This window comes from Mycobacterium cajalii, from assembly GCF_045809005.2.
In the GTDB taxonomy this organism is placed as follows: domain Bacteria; phylum Actinomycetota; class Actinomycetes; order Mycobacteriales; family Mycobacteriaceae; genus Mycobacterium.
The window spans coordinates 4,592,252-4,608,033 of the sequence record NZ_CM141436.1 but is presented as its reverse complement, the minus strand read 5'-3'; the positions used below and the strand labels follow the sequence as shown (position 1 = coordinate 4,608,033).

Annotated in this window: 14 protein-coding genes, 1 tRNA gene and 1 pseudogene; 9 read left to right on the top strand and 7 right to left on the bottom strand. The window is 69.1% G+C overall.

The window, feature by feature from the left end; all coding sequences use genetic code 11:
* Positions 1 to 7 precede the first annotated feature (7 nt).
* Entirely contained in the window at positions 8 to 1,108 is a 1,101-nt protein-coding gene (locus ACJ512_RS21805) for a ferritin-like domain-containing protein (RefSeq protein WP_407686075.1), read from the bottom strand.
* 207 nt (positions 1,109 to 1,315) lie between these two features.
* On the opposite strand from ACJ512_RS21805, the gene ACJ512_RS21800 reads away from it, so the two are divergent.
* Positions 1,316 to 1,939 carry a non-canonical purine NTP pyrophosphatase gene (locus tag ACJ512_RS21800; protein ID WP_407686076.1) on the top strand — a complete coding sequence of 208 codons (624 nt, stop codon included), beginning with the start codon at positions 1,316 to 1,318 and terminating at the stop codon, positions 1,937 to 1,939.
* Positions 1,940 to 1,983: 44 nt separating this feature from the next.
* Here the strand turns inward: ACJ512_RS21800 and ACJ512_RS21795 are convergent, their stop codons facing one another.
* A complete protein-coding gene (locus tag ACJ512_RS21795; protein WP_407686077.1) occupies positions 1,984 to 2,334 on the bottom strand; it encodes a DUF3817 domain-containing protein in 351 nt (116 codons plus the stop codon).
* Complete coding sequence (locus ACJ512_RS21790; protein ID WP_407686078.1) at positions 2,331 to 2,723, bottom strand: hypothetical protein; 393 nt, start codon at positions 2,721 to 2,723, stop codon at positions 2,331 to 2,333. Before ACJ512_RS21790 ends, ACJ512_RS21795 begins: the two co-directional genes overlap by 4 nt.
* Positions 2,724 to 2,865: 142 nt before the next feature.
* Between ACJ512_RS21790 and ACJ512_RS21785 the strand changes: the two genes are divergently transcribed.
* Positions 2,866 to 2,949: transfer RNA gene (locus ACJ512_RS21785), tRNA-Leu, on the top strand.
* 36 nt (positions 2,950 to 2,985) lie between these two features.
* Here the strand turns inward: ACJ512_RS21785 and ACJ512_RS21780 are convergent.
* Positions 2,986 to 4,902, bottom strand: coding sequence for a PE family protein (locus ACJ512_RS21780; protein ID WP_461479838.1), 1,917 nt, complete (start codon positions 4,900 to 4,902; stop codon positions 2,986 to 2,988).
* Between the two features lie 252 nt (positions 4,903 to 5,154).
* Between ACJ512_RS21780 and ACJ512_RS21775 the strand changes: the two genes are divergently transcribed.
* From ACJ512_RS21775 to ACJ512_RS21750, 6 genes and pseudogenes are all read left to right on the top strand, one after another.
* Positions 5,155 to 6,627, top strand: a complete 1,473-nt coding sequence (locus ACJ512_RS21775) for an IS110 family RNA-guided transposase (RefSeq protein WP_461479837.1) — start codon at positions 5,155 to 5,157, stop codon at positions 6,625 to 6,627.
* Positions 6,628 to 7,278: 651 nt separating this feature from the next.
* Positions 7,279 to 7,626, top strand: a complete 348-nt coding sequence (locus ACJ512_RS21770; RefSeq protein WP_407688939.1) for a hypothetical protein — start codon at positions 7,279 to 7,281, stop codon at positions 7,624 to 7,626.
* 263 nt (positions 7,627 to 7,889) lie between these two features.
* Positions 7,890 to 9,017: a ferredoxin reductase gene (locus ACJ512_RS21765; protein ID WP_407688940.1), complete on the top strand. Its 1,128-nt coding sequence runs from the start codon at positions 7,890 to 7,892 to the stop codon at positions 9,015 to 9,017.
* A gap of 28 nt (positions 9,018 to 9,045) precedes the next feature.
* Positions 9,046 to 10,272: a fatty acid desaturase family protein gene (locus ACJ512_RS21760; RefSeq protein WP_407688941.1), complete on the top strand. Its 1,227-nt coding sequence runs from the start codon at positions 9,046 to 9,048 to the stop codon at positions 10,270 to 10,272.
* A 119-nt stretch (positions 10,273 to 10,391) separates the two neighbouring features.
* Positions 10,392 to 11,255: pseudogene (locus tag ACJ512_RS21755) on the top strand (siderophore-interacting protein); the annotation flags it as partial.
* An 87-nt stretch (positions 11,256 to 11,342) separates the two neighbouring features.
* Positions 11,343 to 12,419 carry a phosphotransferase family protein gene (locus ACJ512_RS21750; RefSeq protein ID WP_407688942.1) on the top strand — a complete coding sequence of 359 codons (1,077 nt, stop codon included), beginning with the start codon at positions 11,343 to 11,345 and terminating at the stop codon, positions 12,417 to 12,419.
* 4 nt (positions 12,420 to 12,423) lie between these two features.
* Here the strand turns inward: ACJ512_RS21750 and ACJ512_RS21745 are convergent, their stop codons facing one another.
* The 3 genes from ACJ512_RS21745 to ACJ512_RS21735 are packed head-to-tail and all read right to left on the bottom strand — an operon-like array spanning position 12,424 to position 14,891.
* A complete protein-coding gene (locus ACJ512_RS21745; protein ID WP_407688943.1) occupies positions 12,424 to 12,852 on the bottom strand; it encodes a pyridoxamine 5'-phosphate oxidase family protein in 429 nt (142 codons plus the stop codon).
* A 48-nt stretch (positions 12,853 to 12,900) separates the two neighbouring features.
* On the bottom strand, positions 12,901 to 13,722 hold the full coding sequence (locus ACJ512_RS21740) for a mycofactocin-coupled SDR family oxidoreductase (RefSeq protein ID WP_407688944.1): 822 nt from the start codon (positions 13,720 to 13,722) through the stop codon (positions 12,901 to 12,903).
* Positions 13,719 to 14,891: an acyl-CoA dehydrogenase family protein gene (locus ACJ512_RS21735; protein WP_407688945.1), complete on the bottom strand. Its 1,173-nt coding sequence runs from the start codon at positions 14,889 to 14,891 to the stop codon at positions 13,719 to 13,721. The genes ACJ512_RS21740 and ACJ512_RS21735 overlap by 4 nt, the downstream gene beginning before the upstream one ends.
* Positions 14,892 to 15,013: 122 nt before the next feature.
* Here ACJ512_RS21735 and fabG point away from each other — a divergent pair, with 122 nt between their 5' ends.
* On the top strand, positions 15,014 to 15,754 hold the full coding sequence (gene fabG, locus ACJ512_RS21730; protein WP_407688946.1) for a 3-oxoacyl-ACP reductase FabG: 741 nt from the start codon (positions 15,014 to 15,016) through the stop codon (positions 15,752 to 15,754).
* Positions 15,755 to 15,782: the final 28 nt, after the last annotated feature.

Genomic DNA, 15,782 nt, shown 5'->3' with positions numbered 1-15,782 from the left:
GAGCGGCTCAGCTCGCGCCCGCTGCGATCACCTGGTCCACCTCGAGGGCCCGGTCGGCCATTTCGGCGTGCGCCTTGTCCAGCGCGTCGGCCTGATCCTCGTCGGCCTTCATCAGCGCCTCGATGTCGAAGCCGGCCATGTCGAGGACGCCCATGTCCCGGAACGCCTGCTGCACCTTGTCGCCCCACAACCCGATGTCCTTGACGATCGGCACGATGCGGCTGAACAGGTGCGAGCGGAACTGGATCATCAACGGCGAGTTGTCCACCCACTCGGCGCACGCTTTGACGTCCATGCCGAGTGTCTCGAAGACCTCTTCGCCGCGGAACCGGTCGCGCATCAGGTAGCAGGCGTCCACGACGAACTCTTCGCGTTCGCCGCGCTCGGCTTCCGTGAGCGCGGAGTAGTAGTCCTTCAACGAGATTCGGCCGAAGGCGACGTGGCGGGCCTCGTCCTGCATGACGTAGGCCAGCAGCTGTTTGGCCAGCGAGTCGGGCGCCGCCATGTCACGCAGCACCCCGAACGCGGCGAGCGCGAGCCCTTCGATGAGGACCTGCATGCCGAGATAGGGCATGTCCCAGCGTGAGTCGCGCAAGGTGTCGTCCAGCAGCGCGGTCAGGTGCTTGTTGATCGGGTAGACCAGGTCGACCTTGTCCTGCAGGAACCGCGAGAACGCCTCGACGTGCCGCGCCTCGTCCATGGTCTGGGTGGCCGCGTAGAACTTCGCGTCCAGGTCCGGGACGACCTCGACGATCTTGGCCGCGCACACCATCGCCCCCTGCTCGCCGTGCAGGAACTGCGAGAACTGCCAGGCCTGGAAGTGCTGGCGCATCTCGGCGCGACGCGCGTCGTCCGCGGCGTCCCACATCGGGCTGCCGAACAGCGGATGGAACTCGTCGGGCAGGCCCACCGGGTTCTCGGGGTCGACGTCCTGCGCCCAGTCGATGCGCGACTGGGCGTCCCACTGCTTGTCCTTCCCCTTCTGGTACAGGGAGAGGAGTCGCGCGCGTCCCTCGTCGTACTCCCAGGTGAAACGCGCGTCGCCGGCGCTGGGAACCTCCCACGAGTACGGCGTGGGCACGTCCGTGTACTTGTCCCTCGTGGTCATGAGTTTCCGCCTCTCTGCCGAATGTGACCAGTGGTCATATGACCAGTATCACATTGCACCTCGTTCCCCGGTGCCGTCAACGCCTATGAATTCGGTATGTCCCTGTAGGCCTACCAGGCGCGCAGGCCGGGGTGGCCGTTGCGGCTAACTTTGTCGTGTGCACAGAGGCTTCGTACGGAGGGTGACCGCCATGTCTCGGATCGAGAGGTGACCCGGCTTCTGGTCGCCAGCCGCAACCGCAAGAAGTTGGCCGAGCTGCGCCGGGTGCTCGACGGTGCCGGGCTGTCGGGCCTGACGCTGCTGTCGCTGGACGACGTTCCGCCGTTCGCCGAAGCGCCGGAAACCGGTGCGACGTTCGAGGAGAACGCCCTGGCCAAGGCGCGGGACGGGTTCGCCGCCACCGGGCTGGCGTGCGTGGCCGACGACTCCGGTCTGGAGGTGGCCGCCCTGAACGGGATGCCCGGTGTGCTGTCGGCGCGCTGGTCGGGCAACCACGGCGCGGACACCGCCAACACCGCGCTGTTGCTGGCCCAGTTGCGCGACGTTCCCGACGAACGGCGCGGCGCGGCGTTCGTGTCCGCGTGCGCGCTGGTCTGGGCGTCCGGCGAGGTGGTCGTCCGCGGCGAGTGGACGGGCAGGATCGCGCGAGAACCCAGGGGCGACGGCGGGTTCGGCTACGACCCGGTGTTCGTTCCCGACGGTCCTGGTGGCGATGACCGCACCGCGGCGCAGCTCACCCCGGCGCAGAAGGATGCGGTGTCGCATCGGGGTCGCGCGCTGGCGCTGTTGGTGCCGTCGCTGCGGGAGCTGGCGGCTCGCGGCCGGGCGTGAGCATCACGCTCGCCCGGCTGTGACGCCGGCGTCACACCCGGGTTCTACAGCCCGAAGCGCGCTTTGATGTCCCGGGTCTGGAAATGCTCGACGATGATGCCCAACAGTGGGATGGTCCCGGAGAGCAGCACCCCGATGGTTTTGCCGATCGGCCACCTGACCTTGATGGCAAGGTTGAAGGCGGTCAGCACGTAGACGAAGTAGACCCAGCCGTGCACCACTTCGATCCACCGGATCTGGTGGTGGAAGACCAGATGCGACACGATCTCGTAGCACAGTGCGATCAACCACAGGCCCGTCGTCCACGCCATGATCCGGTAGCTGAGCAGCGCGGGGCGCAGTTTGTCGGCGGGCACCGTGGGCGCCGGCGCCCCGGGGGTCTCGGGTGTCGTCATGCGGTCGTCCTGTTCTGCTGCTGGGTGTCTTTCCTGGCGAGCTCGGCGAGGTAGGCGTTGTACTCCTCGAGCGCGGGGTCGTCGGGCGGCCGCTGCGTCGGATGGGGCCGCTCCGGCAGCAGCCCCGCAGGTATCTCGGTCGCGCCCTGGTTGTCGCGCGGCTCCGGCGGCGTTTCCTCGTACCGCACGAACTTGCGGTAGGCGTAGACGCAGAACCACGCGAACATCGGCCACTGCAACGCGTATCCCAGGTTCTGGAAGGTACCCGAAACGGATTGGAACCTGGACCACTGCCACCAGCCCAAGGCCAGGCAGCCGCACGCCGCGACGATCACTAACGCGATCAGCGCGGGCCTGTGGCGACGCCTCCGCGGGGGCTCACTGGACACCCCTCGACGGTACCGCGCGGCGGTGTGCGCAGCGCTGATGGATCAGTTCTGAGTTGGCCCGCGCCGAGCCGCGACCCCGGAGCCAAGTCAGGGTCGAGCGCGGCGGCGTCGTCCGTGCGGCGGGCGGTACGATCGGCAGGCTGCGGGCGTGGCGAAATTGGCATACGCACCGGCTTTAGGTGCCGGCGCTCGAGAGAGCGTGAGGGTTCGAGTCCCTCCGCCCGCACCGATGCAGTAGTCGCCGTCAGTGCAAGTAGGACACTCAGTACCCCGTGCCGCCGTTGCCGCCGGTGGCGGTGCCGTCGCCGGAGACCTCGGCGCTGCCGCCGCCGCCACCGCCGCCCGCGCTGATGACCGGTTCGATGCCGCCGCCCTGGCCACCGGTGGCGCCGGTGCCGCTTCCGGTGCCGGGGTTACCGGGAGTGCCGCCGAGAAAACTGGTGCCGCCCGCACCGCCGGAGCCGCCGGCGATCGCGTTGGCAGCGCCCCCGATGCCGCCGGCGCCGCCGAAGTCGGCGAGCCCGGTGCCGCCACCGCCACCACCGCCGCCGGCGGCGTCGACGGCGTTGCTCGCGTTCCCGGTGACCGCGCCGCCAGTGCCTCCGGTGCCCCCGAAGTTGGGACTACCGAGCCCGCTTCCGCCGCTGCCGCCCGTGCCCCCGGTGATCGAGGCGACACCGACGTTGACGGCGCCGCCGCCGCCACCGCCGCCGCCGTCACCGCCCAGAACCAGCGAGTTGTGGCCACCGCCTTGACCACCGCCGCCGCCGGCGCTGGTGACCTCGACGCCGCCGCCGGAATTGAGTATTTCGGCGCCGCCGCCCTTGCCGCCGGCACCGCCGCTTCCGCCGTGGGCGCCGCCGCCGCCGTCGCCGCCGCCGCCGCCACCCCCGCCGGCGATGGCGCCGCTGGTGGTGGTGGTGAGGGTGCCTCCACCGCCGTTGCCACCGGTGCCACCGGTACCGCCGGTGAAGCCGGTGCCGCCGACGCCGCCGGTGCCGCCGTTGCCGCCGATGGCGCCGGCGAAGCCGGCGGCACCGCCGTCGCCGCCGCTGCCGCCGTTGCCGCCGGTGCCGAGGGCGCCGCCGCTGCCGCCGGTGCCCCCGACGCCGCCGTTGCCGTTGACGGCCCCGGCGATGCTGGCGGCGCCGCCGTCACCGCCGTCGCCGCCGCTGCCGCCGGTGGAACCCGCGCCGCCATGCCCGCCGGTGCCGCCGTTGCCGCTGACGGCGCCGGAAAAGCTGGTGCTGCCGCCGGTGCCGCCGGTGCCGCCGTTGCCGCCCGTGGCGTTGGTACCCGCGCTGCCGCCCAACGAGCCGGCGCCGGCGCCGCCGGCCCCGCCGTTACCACCGACACCACCGGTGCCGCCGTTGCCGGCGGTGCCGGTCCCGCCGGTACCGCCATTACCTCCGCCGCCGCCCTCGCCGCCGGCCCCGCCGGCGCCCAACAGCCCGCCGGTTCCGCCGGCCCCGCCCGTACCACCGTCGCCGCCGTTGCCGCCGACGGCGCCCGAGCCGGCGGCGGCCGCGCCGCCGTCCCCGCCGATTCCGCCGGCCCCGCCGCCCCCGCCGGCGCCGAACAGCAGCCCGCCGGCCCCGCCCGCCCCGCCCGATCCGCCGTTCCCGCCGGCCTGGCCGATGCCGCCGGTGATGCCGGCACCGCCCTTACCGCCGTCGCCGCCGTTGCCGAACAAGAAGGCCGATCCGCCGGCACCACCGGGCTGCCCGGCCGCACCCGACCCGCCGTTTCCGCCGTTGCCGAAGAGCCAGCCACCCGGCCCACCGGCCTGCCCGGTCCCCGTCGCCCCGTTGGTGCCGTCCCCGAACAGCGGCCGCCCGAAGATCTGGAACTGTCCGGCCGTCTGGGCGGCACTCGTCAGGGCCTGCAGGGGATTGGCGCTGGCCGCCTCGGCGGTCGCATACGCACCGCCCGCGCCGCTCAGCGCCCGCACGAACTGGGCGTGAAACGCCGCCGCCTGCGCGCTGAGCGTCTGGAAGTGCTGGCCGTGGCCGGAAAACAGCGACGCTACCGCCGCCGACACCTCGTCCTCGGCCGCGGCCACCACCCCGGTTGTGGGGATCGCCGCCGCCGTATGCGCAGCGGTCACCGCCGAGCCGATTTTGGACAATTCCGTTGCCGCCGAAGTCAGGAACTCTGGGGCCACCGCCAGATACGACATCGCCACCTCTAGTCAGCCCCCTGTCCCTGTCGGTGACGCCTCGTAGGCGTGAAAATGGGTTCGGGTCGCCTGTCGACGCCGACGCTTCCTTGGGCTGTGGAGCCCGTTAGTCAGCCTGGTGCCGGGGCCCGACCTGGAAGGGTCACGCACTGTTGCTTCGAGCACGCCGGTCAGAATTTCGGTTCCCTTGACCGAGGCCCCCAGGCGGCCCACCCGATGGATTGGTACGGATTCGGATGGAGGGCAAGCGAAATGGTCAGTGGACGGAAACGTAGGCCGGCGCCGGTCGATAGGGCGGCGCCGGAGGTAATTCCTGACGCCGAGTATGAGTTGGTTATCGAGCGGGTCGCCGCGGTCGATGTGGCCAAGGCGACCGGGAAGGTGTGCGTGCGATTGCCCGGCAAGTCTGGGCGCCGGTTTAGCCGGGTGTGGGACGTTCCCGCGCGTACCGGGGCCATTACCGAGCTGGGTGAGCAGTTGGTTGACCTCGGGGTGGAGAAGATCACCGTGGAGTCGACCTCGGATTATTGGCGGATCTGGTATTACCTGCCGGAGGCTGCGGGCCTGTCGGTGCAGCTGGTCAATGCCCGGGATGTGAAGAATGTGCCGGGCCGGCCGAAGACGGACAAACTCGACGCTGTCTGGTTGGCCAAGTTGACCGAGAAGGGCCTGCTGCGGCCGTCGTTTGTGCCCCCGGCCAAGATCCGGCGGTTGCGCGACTACACCCGGCTGCGCGAGGATCTGACCCGCGAACGCAGCCGTTACTGGCAGCGGCTGGAAAAGTTGCTCGAGGATGCGTTGATCAAGGTGTCGGTCGTGGCGTCGCGGCTTGACACGATGTCGACGCGGGACATGATCGAGGCGCTCATCGCCGGGGAACGCGATGCGCGGCGGTTGGCCGAGCTGGCTCGCGGGCGGATGAGGGCCAAGCGCTCGGAACTGATGACCGCACTCGACGGGCGCTTTGATGACCATCACGCCGAGCTGGCCCGGATGCTGTTGGCCCAGATCGATGCGCTCAGCACCCAGATCAACACCCTCACCGGCCGGATCGAGGACCTGATCGCCGAGTTGCCCGAGACCGCCCCGGTCGATCACGGTGGCGGCGACGACACCACCGCACCCAACCCAGGTGACCGATCCGATACCGGGCCGCTGCCAGATCGAGGTGCAGCCGGATTCACCGGCGGCACGCCGACTCGGGTGGATCCCGCCGTTGAGGCCGAGTGCGAGCGCCTGAGTGTCCTCGAGCGTCTCGACGAGATCACCGGCGTCGGTGAACACAACGCGCAAGTGATCATCGCCGAGATCGGGCTGGACATGACCCGTTTTCCCACCCCGGGCCATCTCGTGGCGTGGGCGAAGCTGTGCCCGCGCACCATCCAATCCGGGCCCGTCACCCGGGGCGGCCGCACCGGCAAGGGCAACCCGTACCTCAAGGGCGCGCTCGGGCAAGCCGCTGCCGCGGCCGCCCGCACCGACACCTTCCTCGGCCAGCGCTACCGCCGCATCGTCAAACGCCGCGGCAAGCTCAAAGCCCTGGTCGCGGTCGCCCGCTCCATCCTGGTCATCGTCTGGCATCTGCTGGCCGACCCGCTCGCGCGTTTTCATGACCTCGGGCCCGACTACCACACACTGCGCATCAACGTCGAACGCCGCATGCGTAACCACATCGCCCAACTCACCGCCCTCGGCTATCGGGTCACCCTCGAACCCGCCGCCTGAACCCCTAACCACGCACCACCCAAACGTAATCCGGCTCCGCAAGCTCCGCCGGAAGCTGTCGCGCGTCTGGTCACCTTGGATCATTTACCGGTCAGGTCGTTGTCGTCACCACATTAGTGAGGTTGTCTGCACGTCTGGGTGAATCGGATGAATGTGACAGGTGCCGAGAGAATAAGGCGCGGGGTGGCGGCGGCGAAAGTGCCAACCTCCCCGGGCCGGCTTGCGCGACCGCGAGAAGTTTGCTTGTCGACGGCCAGACCCGCTACCGACGCACCATCGTGACACCCGGCTGACGATCAGCCCCTAACGCGCTTGAATGATCCCGAGTCGGTGCTGCGTTCGCGGCCAAGAAGGCAGCGCGCCGGTAACGGCGCCGCGATCACACGGGGCCTTTAAAACGTGACTGTGGCGTATAAATTCGCAGGGACATAAAAAACGGGTAAATGCATTCAACCGCAGTCATGTCCTTCTGCAGCCGAAGTTGATTTCCCGTCGCCGGCCAGTCGGCTGTGGAGCCTTCCGGGTCGCTGCACCCGTACCTCCGTGGGCAGGCCCCGCGAAACGGGTTCGAAACCCGACGTTTCGCCGCCCGGCTTTGCGGGCAAGCGCCGTGGTGACCCGGGCAGGCCGCACAAACAGGGGAGAGACGCCATGGCCACCGCACCCGAACTACCGGCACCGGACGAATCCGTGATCGCCGATGCCGTGGAACTCGCCGAACGCCGAGCCGGCGAGGCCCGCGAACGCGCGGCACATGCGGGCCTGTCGGCCGCCCGCAGCTTCGAGGAATCCGCACGCGCGCACGAACGGCTGGCGCGGGTCCAGGACGGCACCGTCGATCAGGGCGCACCTCACTCGGACGTGCACCGGGAGTCGGCGATCCGTCATCGCGCCGCGGCGGCCGAAGATCGCGAGCTGAGCGCACGCAAGCGGGAGGAGTCCGAAGCCGACCTGGCCGCCCCGCCCGAGCCCTCCCGCCCGGAACCTCTCCGGGAGTAGGGGCACAGCGAAGGCGGTCCCGGCCGGCCCGACCTACGGGGCCCTCAACTCGGTGAGCACCGATGAGCGTCGATGCGCGGGGGTGCCGGGCGCGCTGATCCGGCGCCGAATTCCCAGCGCGTGAACGCATCCTCGAGGGCGCCGCCCAATCCCCGCCAGTTCTCAGCGAACAAGTGTTTAGTGAAAGCGGCGGCCGGGAAGCCGGTCAGGAACCGTGGTTCAACCGACTCGCGGCAACCTCGATCAGACCGCAGGAACAAAAAATGGGTTCTCCGCTTCGCACCCTCGCACGATGGAGCACGGCGCCCGCCAAAGGCGTGCAGGCCGCCAGATCCTGGGTCAACGTGCCCCGTGGATTGGCGGCCCGGGCGACCACTCCGCTGCTGCCCGACGACTACCTCAAGATGCTCAACCCGCTTTGGTCGGCGCGCGAGTTGCGCGGCCTCATCGTCGACGTGCGCCCGGAGACCGCCGACTCGGCGACCGTGACGATCAAACCGGGCTGGGGCTTCTCCGGGCGGTACACGGCGGGCCAGTATGTGGGCATCGGGTTGCGGATCGACGGCCGGTGGCACTGGCGCTCCTACTCGTTGACGTCGATCCCGCGGCGCGACAACAAGAACATCACCATCACCGTCAAGGCCACGCCGGAGGGCTTCCTGTCGAGTCACCTGGTCAACGGCGTCAAACCCGGCACCATCGTGCGGCTCGCGGCGCCGACGGGGGACTTCAGGCTTCCCGACCCGCCGCCGGCCAAGATCCTGTTCGTCACCGCCGGCAGCGGCATCACCCCCGTCATGGCGATGTTGCGCACGCTGAAGTCCCGCCGGCAGCAGGCTGACATCGTGCACATCCACTCGGCTCCGGGTGCCGAGGCGGTGATCTTTCACGACGAGTTGCGCGAGCTCGAAAGCAGCCAGACCGATTACCGACTTCACCTGCAGCTCACCGACACTCAAGGCCATTTCGACTTCGGCAAGCTCGCCGACATGGTTCCGGACTGGCGGGAGCGACCGGCGTGGGTGTGCGGCCCGTCCGCCCTGCTGGACACCGCCGAAGAAGTGTGGAAGAGCGCAGGCCTCGGCGACCAGATCCACATGGAGCGCTTCACCATCGCCGCCACCGACAAGGGCGGCGAGGGCGGCACGGTCACCTTCTCGATTTCCGACAAGAGCATCGAAATCGACGGCGCCACGTCGCTTTTGGAAGCGGGAGAAAGGGTCGGCATCCAGATGCCCTTCGGGTGCCGGATGGGCATCTGCCAGACCTGCGTCCTCCCGCTGGAGGCCGGTCACGTGCGCGACGTGAGGTCGGGGACCGAGCACCGCGAAGGCGACCGCATCCAGACATGCATCTCCACCGCTTCGGGCAGCTGCACCATCAAGATCTGACGCACCACAGAGAGTCGAGGGATAACCGATGGCAATCACCGACATCAAGGAATACGCCCACCTGACGACCGAGGACGTCGAGCAGCTCGCACGGGAGCTCGACGCGATCCGCGCCGACATCGAAGAGTCCCGCGGCGATCGCGACTCCCGCTATATCCGCCGAGCCATCCAGTTGCAGCGGGCGCTGGCCGCCGGCGCGCGAATTGTCTTGTTCGCCAGCCACAACAAGCTGGCGTGGGTCACCGGGACCGCGATGCTGGCGTCCGCCAAGATCATCGAGAACATGGAACTCGGGCACAACATCATCCACGGCCAGTGGGACTGGATGAACGACCCGGAAATCCATTCCACGGAGTGGGAGTGGGACACCACCTGCCCGAGCGTGCAATGGAAGCACTCACACAACTACATCCACCACAAGTTCACCAACGTCGTCGGCCTCGACGGCGACGTCGGCTACGGGATCATGCGCGTCACCCGCGACGAGCCGTGGGAGCCCTGGATGCTGGGCAACCCGATCAACAACATCCTGCTGGGCCTGCTTTTCCAGTACGGCGTCGCCCTGCACCACATCGAGACGGCCAAGATCCGCAAGAAGGAGAAGACCTGGGCCGAGGCGCGCAAAGACCTGCGCGTCATCGGCAAGAAGGTGCTCAAGCAGGAGGGCAAGGACTACCTGATCTTCCCCGCGCTGACCGGGCCGAACTGGAAGCGCACCATGAAGGCCAACATGGTCGCCAACCTGATCCGCAACGTCTGGGCCTACGGGGTGATCTTCTGCGGCCACTTCCCCGACGGCGCCGAGAAATTCACCGTCGAGGAGTTCGAGAACGAGACGCAGGGGGAGTGGTACCTGCGCCAGATGTTGGGGTCGGCGAACTTCAACGCCGGTCCGCTGATGGCGTTCATGAGCGGCAACCTGTGCTATCAGATCGAGCACCATCTCTTCCCCGACCTGCCCAGCAACCGGTATGCGGAGATCGGCGTTCGGGTGCGCGAGCTGTGCGACAAGTACGACCTGCCCTACACCACGGGATCGCTGGGCCGCCAATACTGGCAATCGTTCTGGACGATCTTCAAGCTGGCCCTGCCCGACAAGCTGCTCAAGGCCAGTCCCGACGACGCCCCGGAAACCCGCTCGGAACTGAAATTCCGTGTCCGCGAAGGGCTGCGGGACAGCTTCGTCGATCCCGCCACCGGCAAGCGGCGCGGCCTGCGCAGCGCGCTGCGCGAACTGCAGGGGCGCGCGGCCTGACCGAACCGGGCCCGCCGACCCGGCTTGACCTTTGGTAAGGCAACCCTTAGTTTGGGGTAACTTACCGAATCGGAGCGTGGTGTCTTGGCAGAGGTCGGCGCGGCGGGGGAGCATCGCTGATGGCGCGCGGGTTCCAGGGTGTGGTGTTGCGGGTCTTCGGCGCACGCGACCACACGGCAACGGTGACCGAGACCGTGCGCATCGCCCCGCACTGCGTCCGGGTACGCATGGTGTCGCCGACGCTGTTCGACGACGCCGTGCCCGAACCCGCCGCGTGGCTGCGCTTCTGGTTTCCCGACCCGGACGGGTCCACCACCGAGTTCCAGCGCGCATACACGATTTCGGAGGCGGACGTGGCCGGCGGTCGCTTCGCGGTCGATGTCGTGTTGCACGACCCGGCCGGGCCGGCTTCGTCGTGGGCGCGCACGGTCGAGCCGGGCGCGACGATCGCGGTCATGTCGCTGATGGGGTCGTCGCGTTTCGAGGCGCCCCCGGAGCGACCGGCCGGTTATCTGCTGATCGGTGACTCGGCGTCGATTCCCGGCATCAACGGGATCATCGGGACGGTGCCCGACGACGTCCCGATCGAGACCTACCTCGAGCAGCACGACGATGACGACACCCTGATCCCGCTGGCGCGGCATCCGCGCTCACGGGTGCATTGGGTCGCCCGCCGCGATGCGAAGTCGCTGGCCGAGGCGATCGAGACGCGGGACTGGTCGGGCTGGTATGCCTGGGCGACGCCGGAGGCCACGACGCTCAAACACGTGCGCAACCGGCTGCGGGACGAGTTCGGCTTTCACAAGTCCGGGATCCACGCCCAGGCCTACTGGAGTGCCGGTCGCGCGATGGGCACCCGGCGCGGTGAAAGCGCGGTCGCACCAGAGGAATCGGTGGTACCGCCGTCGGGCCCGGCACCGGCGCCGGTGTCCCCGGACAAGTGGCGCGCCCAGGTCGCCGACCGGTTGCGTGCGCCGCTGCGGCGGCGGTGAAGCCCGGCGCACCGCAACTCTTGCCGTATGCCTTACAGTTTGTCAGTCCGATCGAGCCGGTTTCACGGAGGCATGTGCATGAGTGCGGTGGTGTCGATCCCGCGGTATCCCGGCGACGTGACACCCGAATGGCTGTCCGCCGCGCTCAGCCGGCGCGGCACCGCCGTCGAGATCGCCGGCGTGGAGGTGGTGGCCATCGGCACCGGACAGACCGGCGCCACGTACCGGGTCAAGGCCCGGTACGCGACGGATCCCGGCGGACTGCCCGATACGTTCGTCATCAAATTGCCGGCCCAGGACGACACCGTGCGCGACCGGGTCACCGTCGGCTATCGCAGCGAGTGCGCGTTCTATGCCGGGGTGGCCGACCGGGTCCGGGTTCCGACGCCGCAGTGTTTCTACTGCGAGATCACCGACGATGCAATGGATTACGCGCTGCTGCTTGCCGATCAGGCGCCCGCGGTGCAGGGCGATCAGCTCGCCGGCTGCGGCGAGCAGGAGGCGCGGCTGGCGGTGGCGGCGCTGGCCGGCTTACACGGCCCCAGCTGGTGCGACCCGGTGTGGCTGGATTTTCCGGGCATCGCGTTCGCGCGTCCCGACGAAGCCGGCGCGAAGGGGCTCGGCGAGGTGGCGAAGATGAGCCTCGACATCACCCTGGCGAAACTCGGTGACCGGATGAGCGCCGCGGACCGCGAGACCTTCACCGCGACAATGGGACTGGTGACGCCCTGGCTGCTCGCCGAGTACGACCGGTTCGCCTTGCTGCACGGTGACTACCGACTGGACAACATGCTGTTCGATCCCGATCGCAGCCGGGTGAGCGTGGTGGACTGGCAGACGCTGGGGGTGGGACTTCCCGCCCGGGACCTCGCCTACTTCACCGCCACCAGCCTGGATCCGCAACTGCGCTCGGCGATCGAGAACGACCTCGTCGACGACTACCACCGCGCGCTCCTGGAACACGGTGTCAGCGGCTACGAGCGCGAAACGTGCTGGCGCGACTACCGGCTCGGCGTGCCGCAGGCCCTGCTGATCTCGGCGCTGGGATTCGCGTTCGCGGCCGCCACCGACCGCGGCGACGACATGGTGCTGACGATGCTCGCCCGGGGCTGCCAGGCCGTGCGCGACCTGGGAACGCTGGACCTGATCGGCTGAGAACTCAGAACTCGTCGGAGAAGTCGGCGCTGAGCCAGCGGCCGGGCCGGATGGTGAACAAGACCTCCTCGACGCCCTCCATGCTGCGCACGAAGGCGCGGCCGCCCTCCTCGCCGAGGTAGCGGATGGCGATGGCTTCCTGAAGGTCGCCCGGGGCCGGCTTGGTGGTGTCCACGACGGTGCCCTCCACCACCACGTATTGGTAGGGCAACTCCTCGCGCTGAACCACCAGCGTCACCGCACCCGCGCGCTCGATGAGCCGGGCCTTGCGGCTGGACGCGCCGGTCATGATCCGCACGTCGCCGCCGGGGCTGTAGTCGTACCAGATCGGGACGCTGGCCGGCGGGCGGCCGTCGCCGGCATCGACGGAGAGCACGGCGACGTGCGTTGCGGCAAGGAAGTCCTGGCGTTCGGTGTCGCTGAAGCTTTTCATGCCGACTGCAAGCACCGATCCGGGCCGGCTATTCCCGTCCCGCGAAGTTCAGTATTGGGTCGAACCCTGGTCCACCGGGATCCGGGCTGCGGTGACGTTGCGCGATTCGTCACTGGCCAACCAGCACACCGTGTCGGCGATGTCCTCGGGCTCGGCGACCCACGTCGGCAGGAACGGCGTCAGCATGCTGGACAACTGCGGGTTGGTCTCCATGGCCTTGCCGATGGCCGCGACCATGTCCCCGGACCCCATGGGCGTGTTCACCGGACCCGGGTGCACGCTGTTGACCCGGATCGAGTGCTTGCCCAACTCGGCGGCGAAGGCGCGGGCCATCCCGGTGACGGCGTGCTTGCTGGTGGTGTAGTGCACCATGAACGGCTGCAGCTTCATGCCGGCCGCGGAGCTGATCAGGATGATCGAGCCGCCGCGCCCTCCCGCGATGATCTTGTCCGCGCCGGCCATCACGGTGTTCCAGGTGCCGGTGACGTTGATCTCCATGACGTCGCGGAAGGTTTCAGGGGTGATCTCGTCCCAGGCCTGCGGGGCCGAGACCCCGGCGTTGGCCACGATGACGTCGAGGCGCCCGAGCGCGGCGACACCATCGTCGACGGCCTTGCGCAGCCCCGCGAAGTCACGGGTGTCGACGACGGCGGCAACGATCCTGCGGTTCGTCTCCTCGACGAGGCGAACCGTTTCGGCGAGGTCCTCGGGCGTGGCGGGGTCGTAGGGAACGCACGACGGGAGCTTGCCGGCGATGTCGACGGCGATGACGTCGGCGCCCTCGGCGGCCATGCGGACCGCGTGCGCCCGGCCCTGGCCGCGCGCGGCGCCGGTGACGAAGGCGACCTTCCCCGCGAGCCGCCCGCTCACCGCTGCGCCGCCCTGACCAGGTTGGAGCCGATGATCAGCCGCTGGATCTCGCTGGTGCCCTCGTACAGTCGCAGCAGCCGCACGTCGCGGTAGATGCGCTCCACGGGCACCCCGCGCATGTAGCCGCTGCCGCCGTGAATCTGCACCGCCAGATCCGCGACCTTGCCGGCCGTCTCGGTGCAGAAGAGTTTGGCCGCCGACGGCGCGATCCGGCGGTCCTCGCCGGTGACCCACAGCCGCGCGGCCTCGCGGGCCAGGGCGCGCCCGGCCAGTACCCCGGCCTGCTGGTCGGCGAGCATCGCCTGCACCAACTGGAAGCTGCCGATCGGCGCCCCGCCCTGGGTCGCGGTGGCGGCGTAGGACACCGACTCGTCGAGCGCGCGCTGGGCCGCGCCCATGGCCAGTGCGGCGATGTGGACCCGGCCGCGCGCCAAAGAGGTCATCGCCGCGCGATAGCCGATGTCCTCGCTGCCGCCGATCAGCGCGTCGGGCCCGACCCGCACGTCGGTGAAGCCGACGTCGGCGGTCCACGCGCCCTCCTGGCCCATCTTGGCGTCCTTGGCGCCCACCTCGACGCCCGCGGCGTCCGCGGGGACCAGGAACACCGCGATCCCGGGGCCCTGGTCGTCGGCCGGCCGGGTGCGCGCGAACACCACGAACAGGTCGGCGACGGGCGCGTTGGTGATGAAGCGCTTCTGCCCCGAGATGACCCAGTTATCTTCGTCGCGAACGGCTTTGGTTTTCAGTCCGGCGGGGTTGGATCCGGCGCCGGGCTCGGTCAGGGCGAAGGACGCGACGACGTCGCCGGACGCCATCGGCTCGAGCCAGCGCTCCTTCTGCCCGTCGGTGCCGAAGCCGACGAGCACCTGCCCGGCGATGCCGTTGTTGGTGCCGAACATGGACCGCAGCGCCAGCGAGGTGTAGCCCAATTCCATTGCCAGTTCGACGTCTTGGGCCAGGTTCAGCCCCAGCCCGCCCCACCGCTGGGGAATCGCGTAACCGAACAACCCCATCTTGGCGGCCTGCTCGCGGAGGTCGTCGGGCACCCGGTCGTCGGCCAAGATCTCCTGTTCGCGCGGTAGCACCGCGGTGCGGACGAACTGACGGGTCTGGGCTTGGATCTCCTGGAAGTCCTCGTCGGAGACTTCGGGAACTTCGGCGGTTGTCATTCGGCAGACGCTCCTCACTCGCTCGGGCAACCCCGTGGCCGGAAAAATCCTATATGAAATACGATATTCGAAACGGTGTGCCCCCGGACGGGGAGCACAGACAGGAAAGGACGCGTGATCGGGTGTCGTTGCTGAGCGGTCAAACTGCGGTGATCACAGGTGGTGCGCAGGGTTTGGGCTTCGCCATCGCCGAACGCTTCGTCGCCGAGGGCGCGCGCGTGGTGCTCGGCGACGTGAACCTCGAGACCACCGAGGCCGCGGCGAAACAGCTGGGCGGCGACGACGTGGCGCTGGCGGTCCGGTGCGACGTGACCAAGGCGGCCGACGTCGAGGCTCTCGTCCAGACCGCGGTCGAGCGTTTCGGCGGCCTGGACATCATGGTCAACAACGCCGGCATCACCCGCGACGCGACCATGCGCAAGATGACCGAGGAGCAGTTCGACCAGGTCATCGCCGTGCACCTGAAGGGCACCTGGAACGGGATCCGGGCCGCGGCCGCGATCATGCGGGAAAACAAGCGGGGCTCGATCATCAACATGTCGTCGGTCTCGGGCAAGGTCGGCATGATCGGGCAGACCAACTACTCGGCGGCCAAGGCGGGCATCGTCGGCATGACCAAGGCCGCGGCCAAAGAGCTCGCCTACCTGGGTGTGCGGGTGAATGTCATCGCCCCGGGCCTGATCCGTTCGGCCATGACGGAGGCCATGCCGCAACACATCTGGGACCAGAAGGAGGCCGAGGTCCCGCTGGGCCGGGCCGGGGAGCCCAGCGAGGTCGCCGGCGTCGCGCTGTTTTTGGCCTCCGACCTGTCGTCGTACATGACCGGCACCGTGATGGAAGTGACCGGCGGCCGCCACATATGAGTTTTCTCAGCGCGAGCAGACGCAAAAT

Excerpts from the sequence above, each read along its gene's own strand:
- ACJ512_RS21805 (WP_407686075.1), bottom strand. The coding sequence starts at position 1,108 with ATGACCACGAGGGACAAGTACACGGACGTGCCCACGCCGTACTCGTGG.
- ACJ512_RS21795 (WP_407686077.1), bottom strand. The coding sequence starts at position 2,334 with ATGACGACACCCGAGACCCCCGGGGCGCCGGCGCCCACGGTGCCCGCC.
- ACJ512_RS21780 (WP_461479838.1), bottom strand. The coding sequence starts at position 4,902 with ATGTCGTATCTGGCGGTGGCCCCAGAGTTCCTGACTTCGGCGGCAACG.
- ACJ512_RS21775 (WP_461479837.1), top strand. The coding sequence starts at position 5,155 with ATGGTCAGTGGACGGAAACGTAGGCCGGCGCCGGTCGATAGGGCGGCG.
- ACJ512_RS21770 (WP_407688939.1), top strand. The coding sequence starts at position 7,279 with ATGGCCACCGCACCCGAACTACCGGCACCGGACGAATCCGTGATCGCC.
- ACJ512_RS21765 (WP_407688940.1), top strand. The coding sequence starts at position 7,890 with ATGGGTTCTCCGCTTCGCACCCTCGCACGATGGAGCACGGCGCCCGCC.
- ACJ512_RS21760 (WP_407688941.1), top strand. The coding sequence starts at position 9,046 with ATGGCAATCACCGACATCAAGGAATACGCCCACCTGACGACCGAGGAC.
- ACJ512_RS21750 (WP_407688942.1), top strand. The coding sequence starts at position 11,343 with ATGAGTGCGGTGGTGTCGATCCCGCGGTATCCCGGCGACGTGACACCC.
- ACJ512_RS21745 (WP_407688943.1), bottom strand. The coding sequence starts at position 12,852 with ATGAAAAGCTTCAGCGACACCGAACGCCAGGACTTCCTTGCCGCAACG.
- ACJ512_RS21735 (WP_407688945.1), bottom strand. The coding sequence starts at position 14,891 with ATGACAACCGCCGAAGTTCCCGAAGTCTCCGACGAGGACTTCCAGGAG.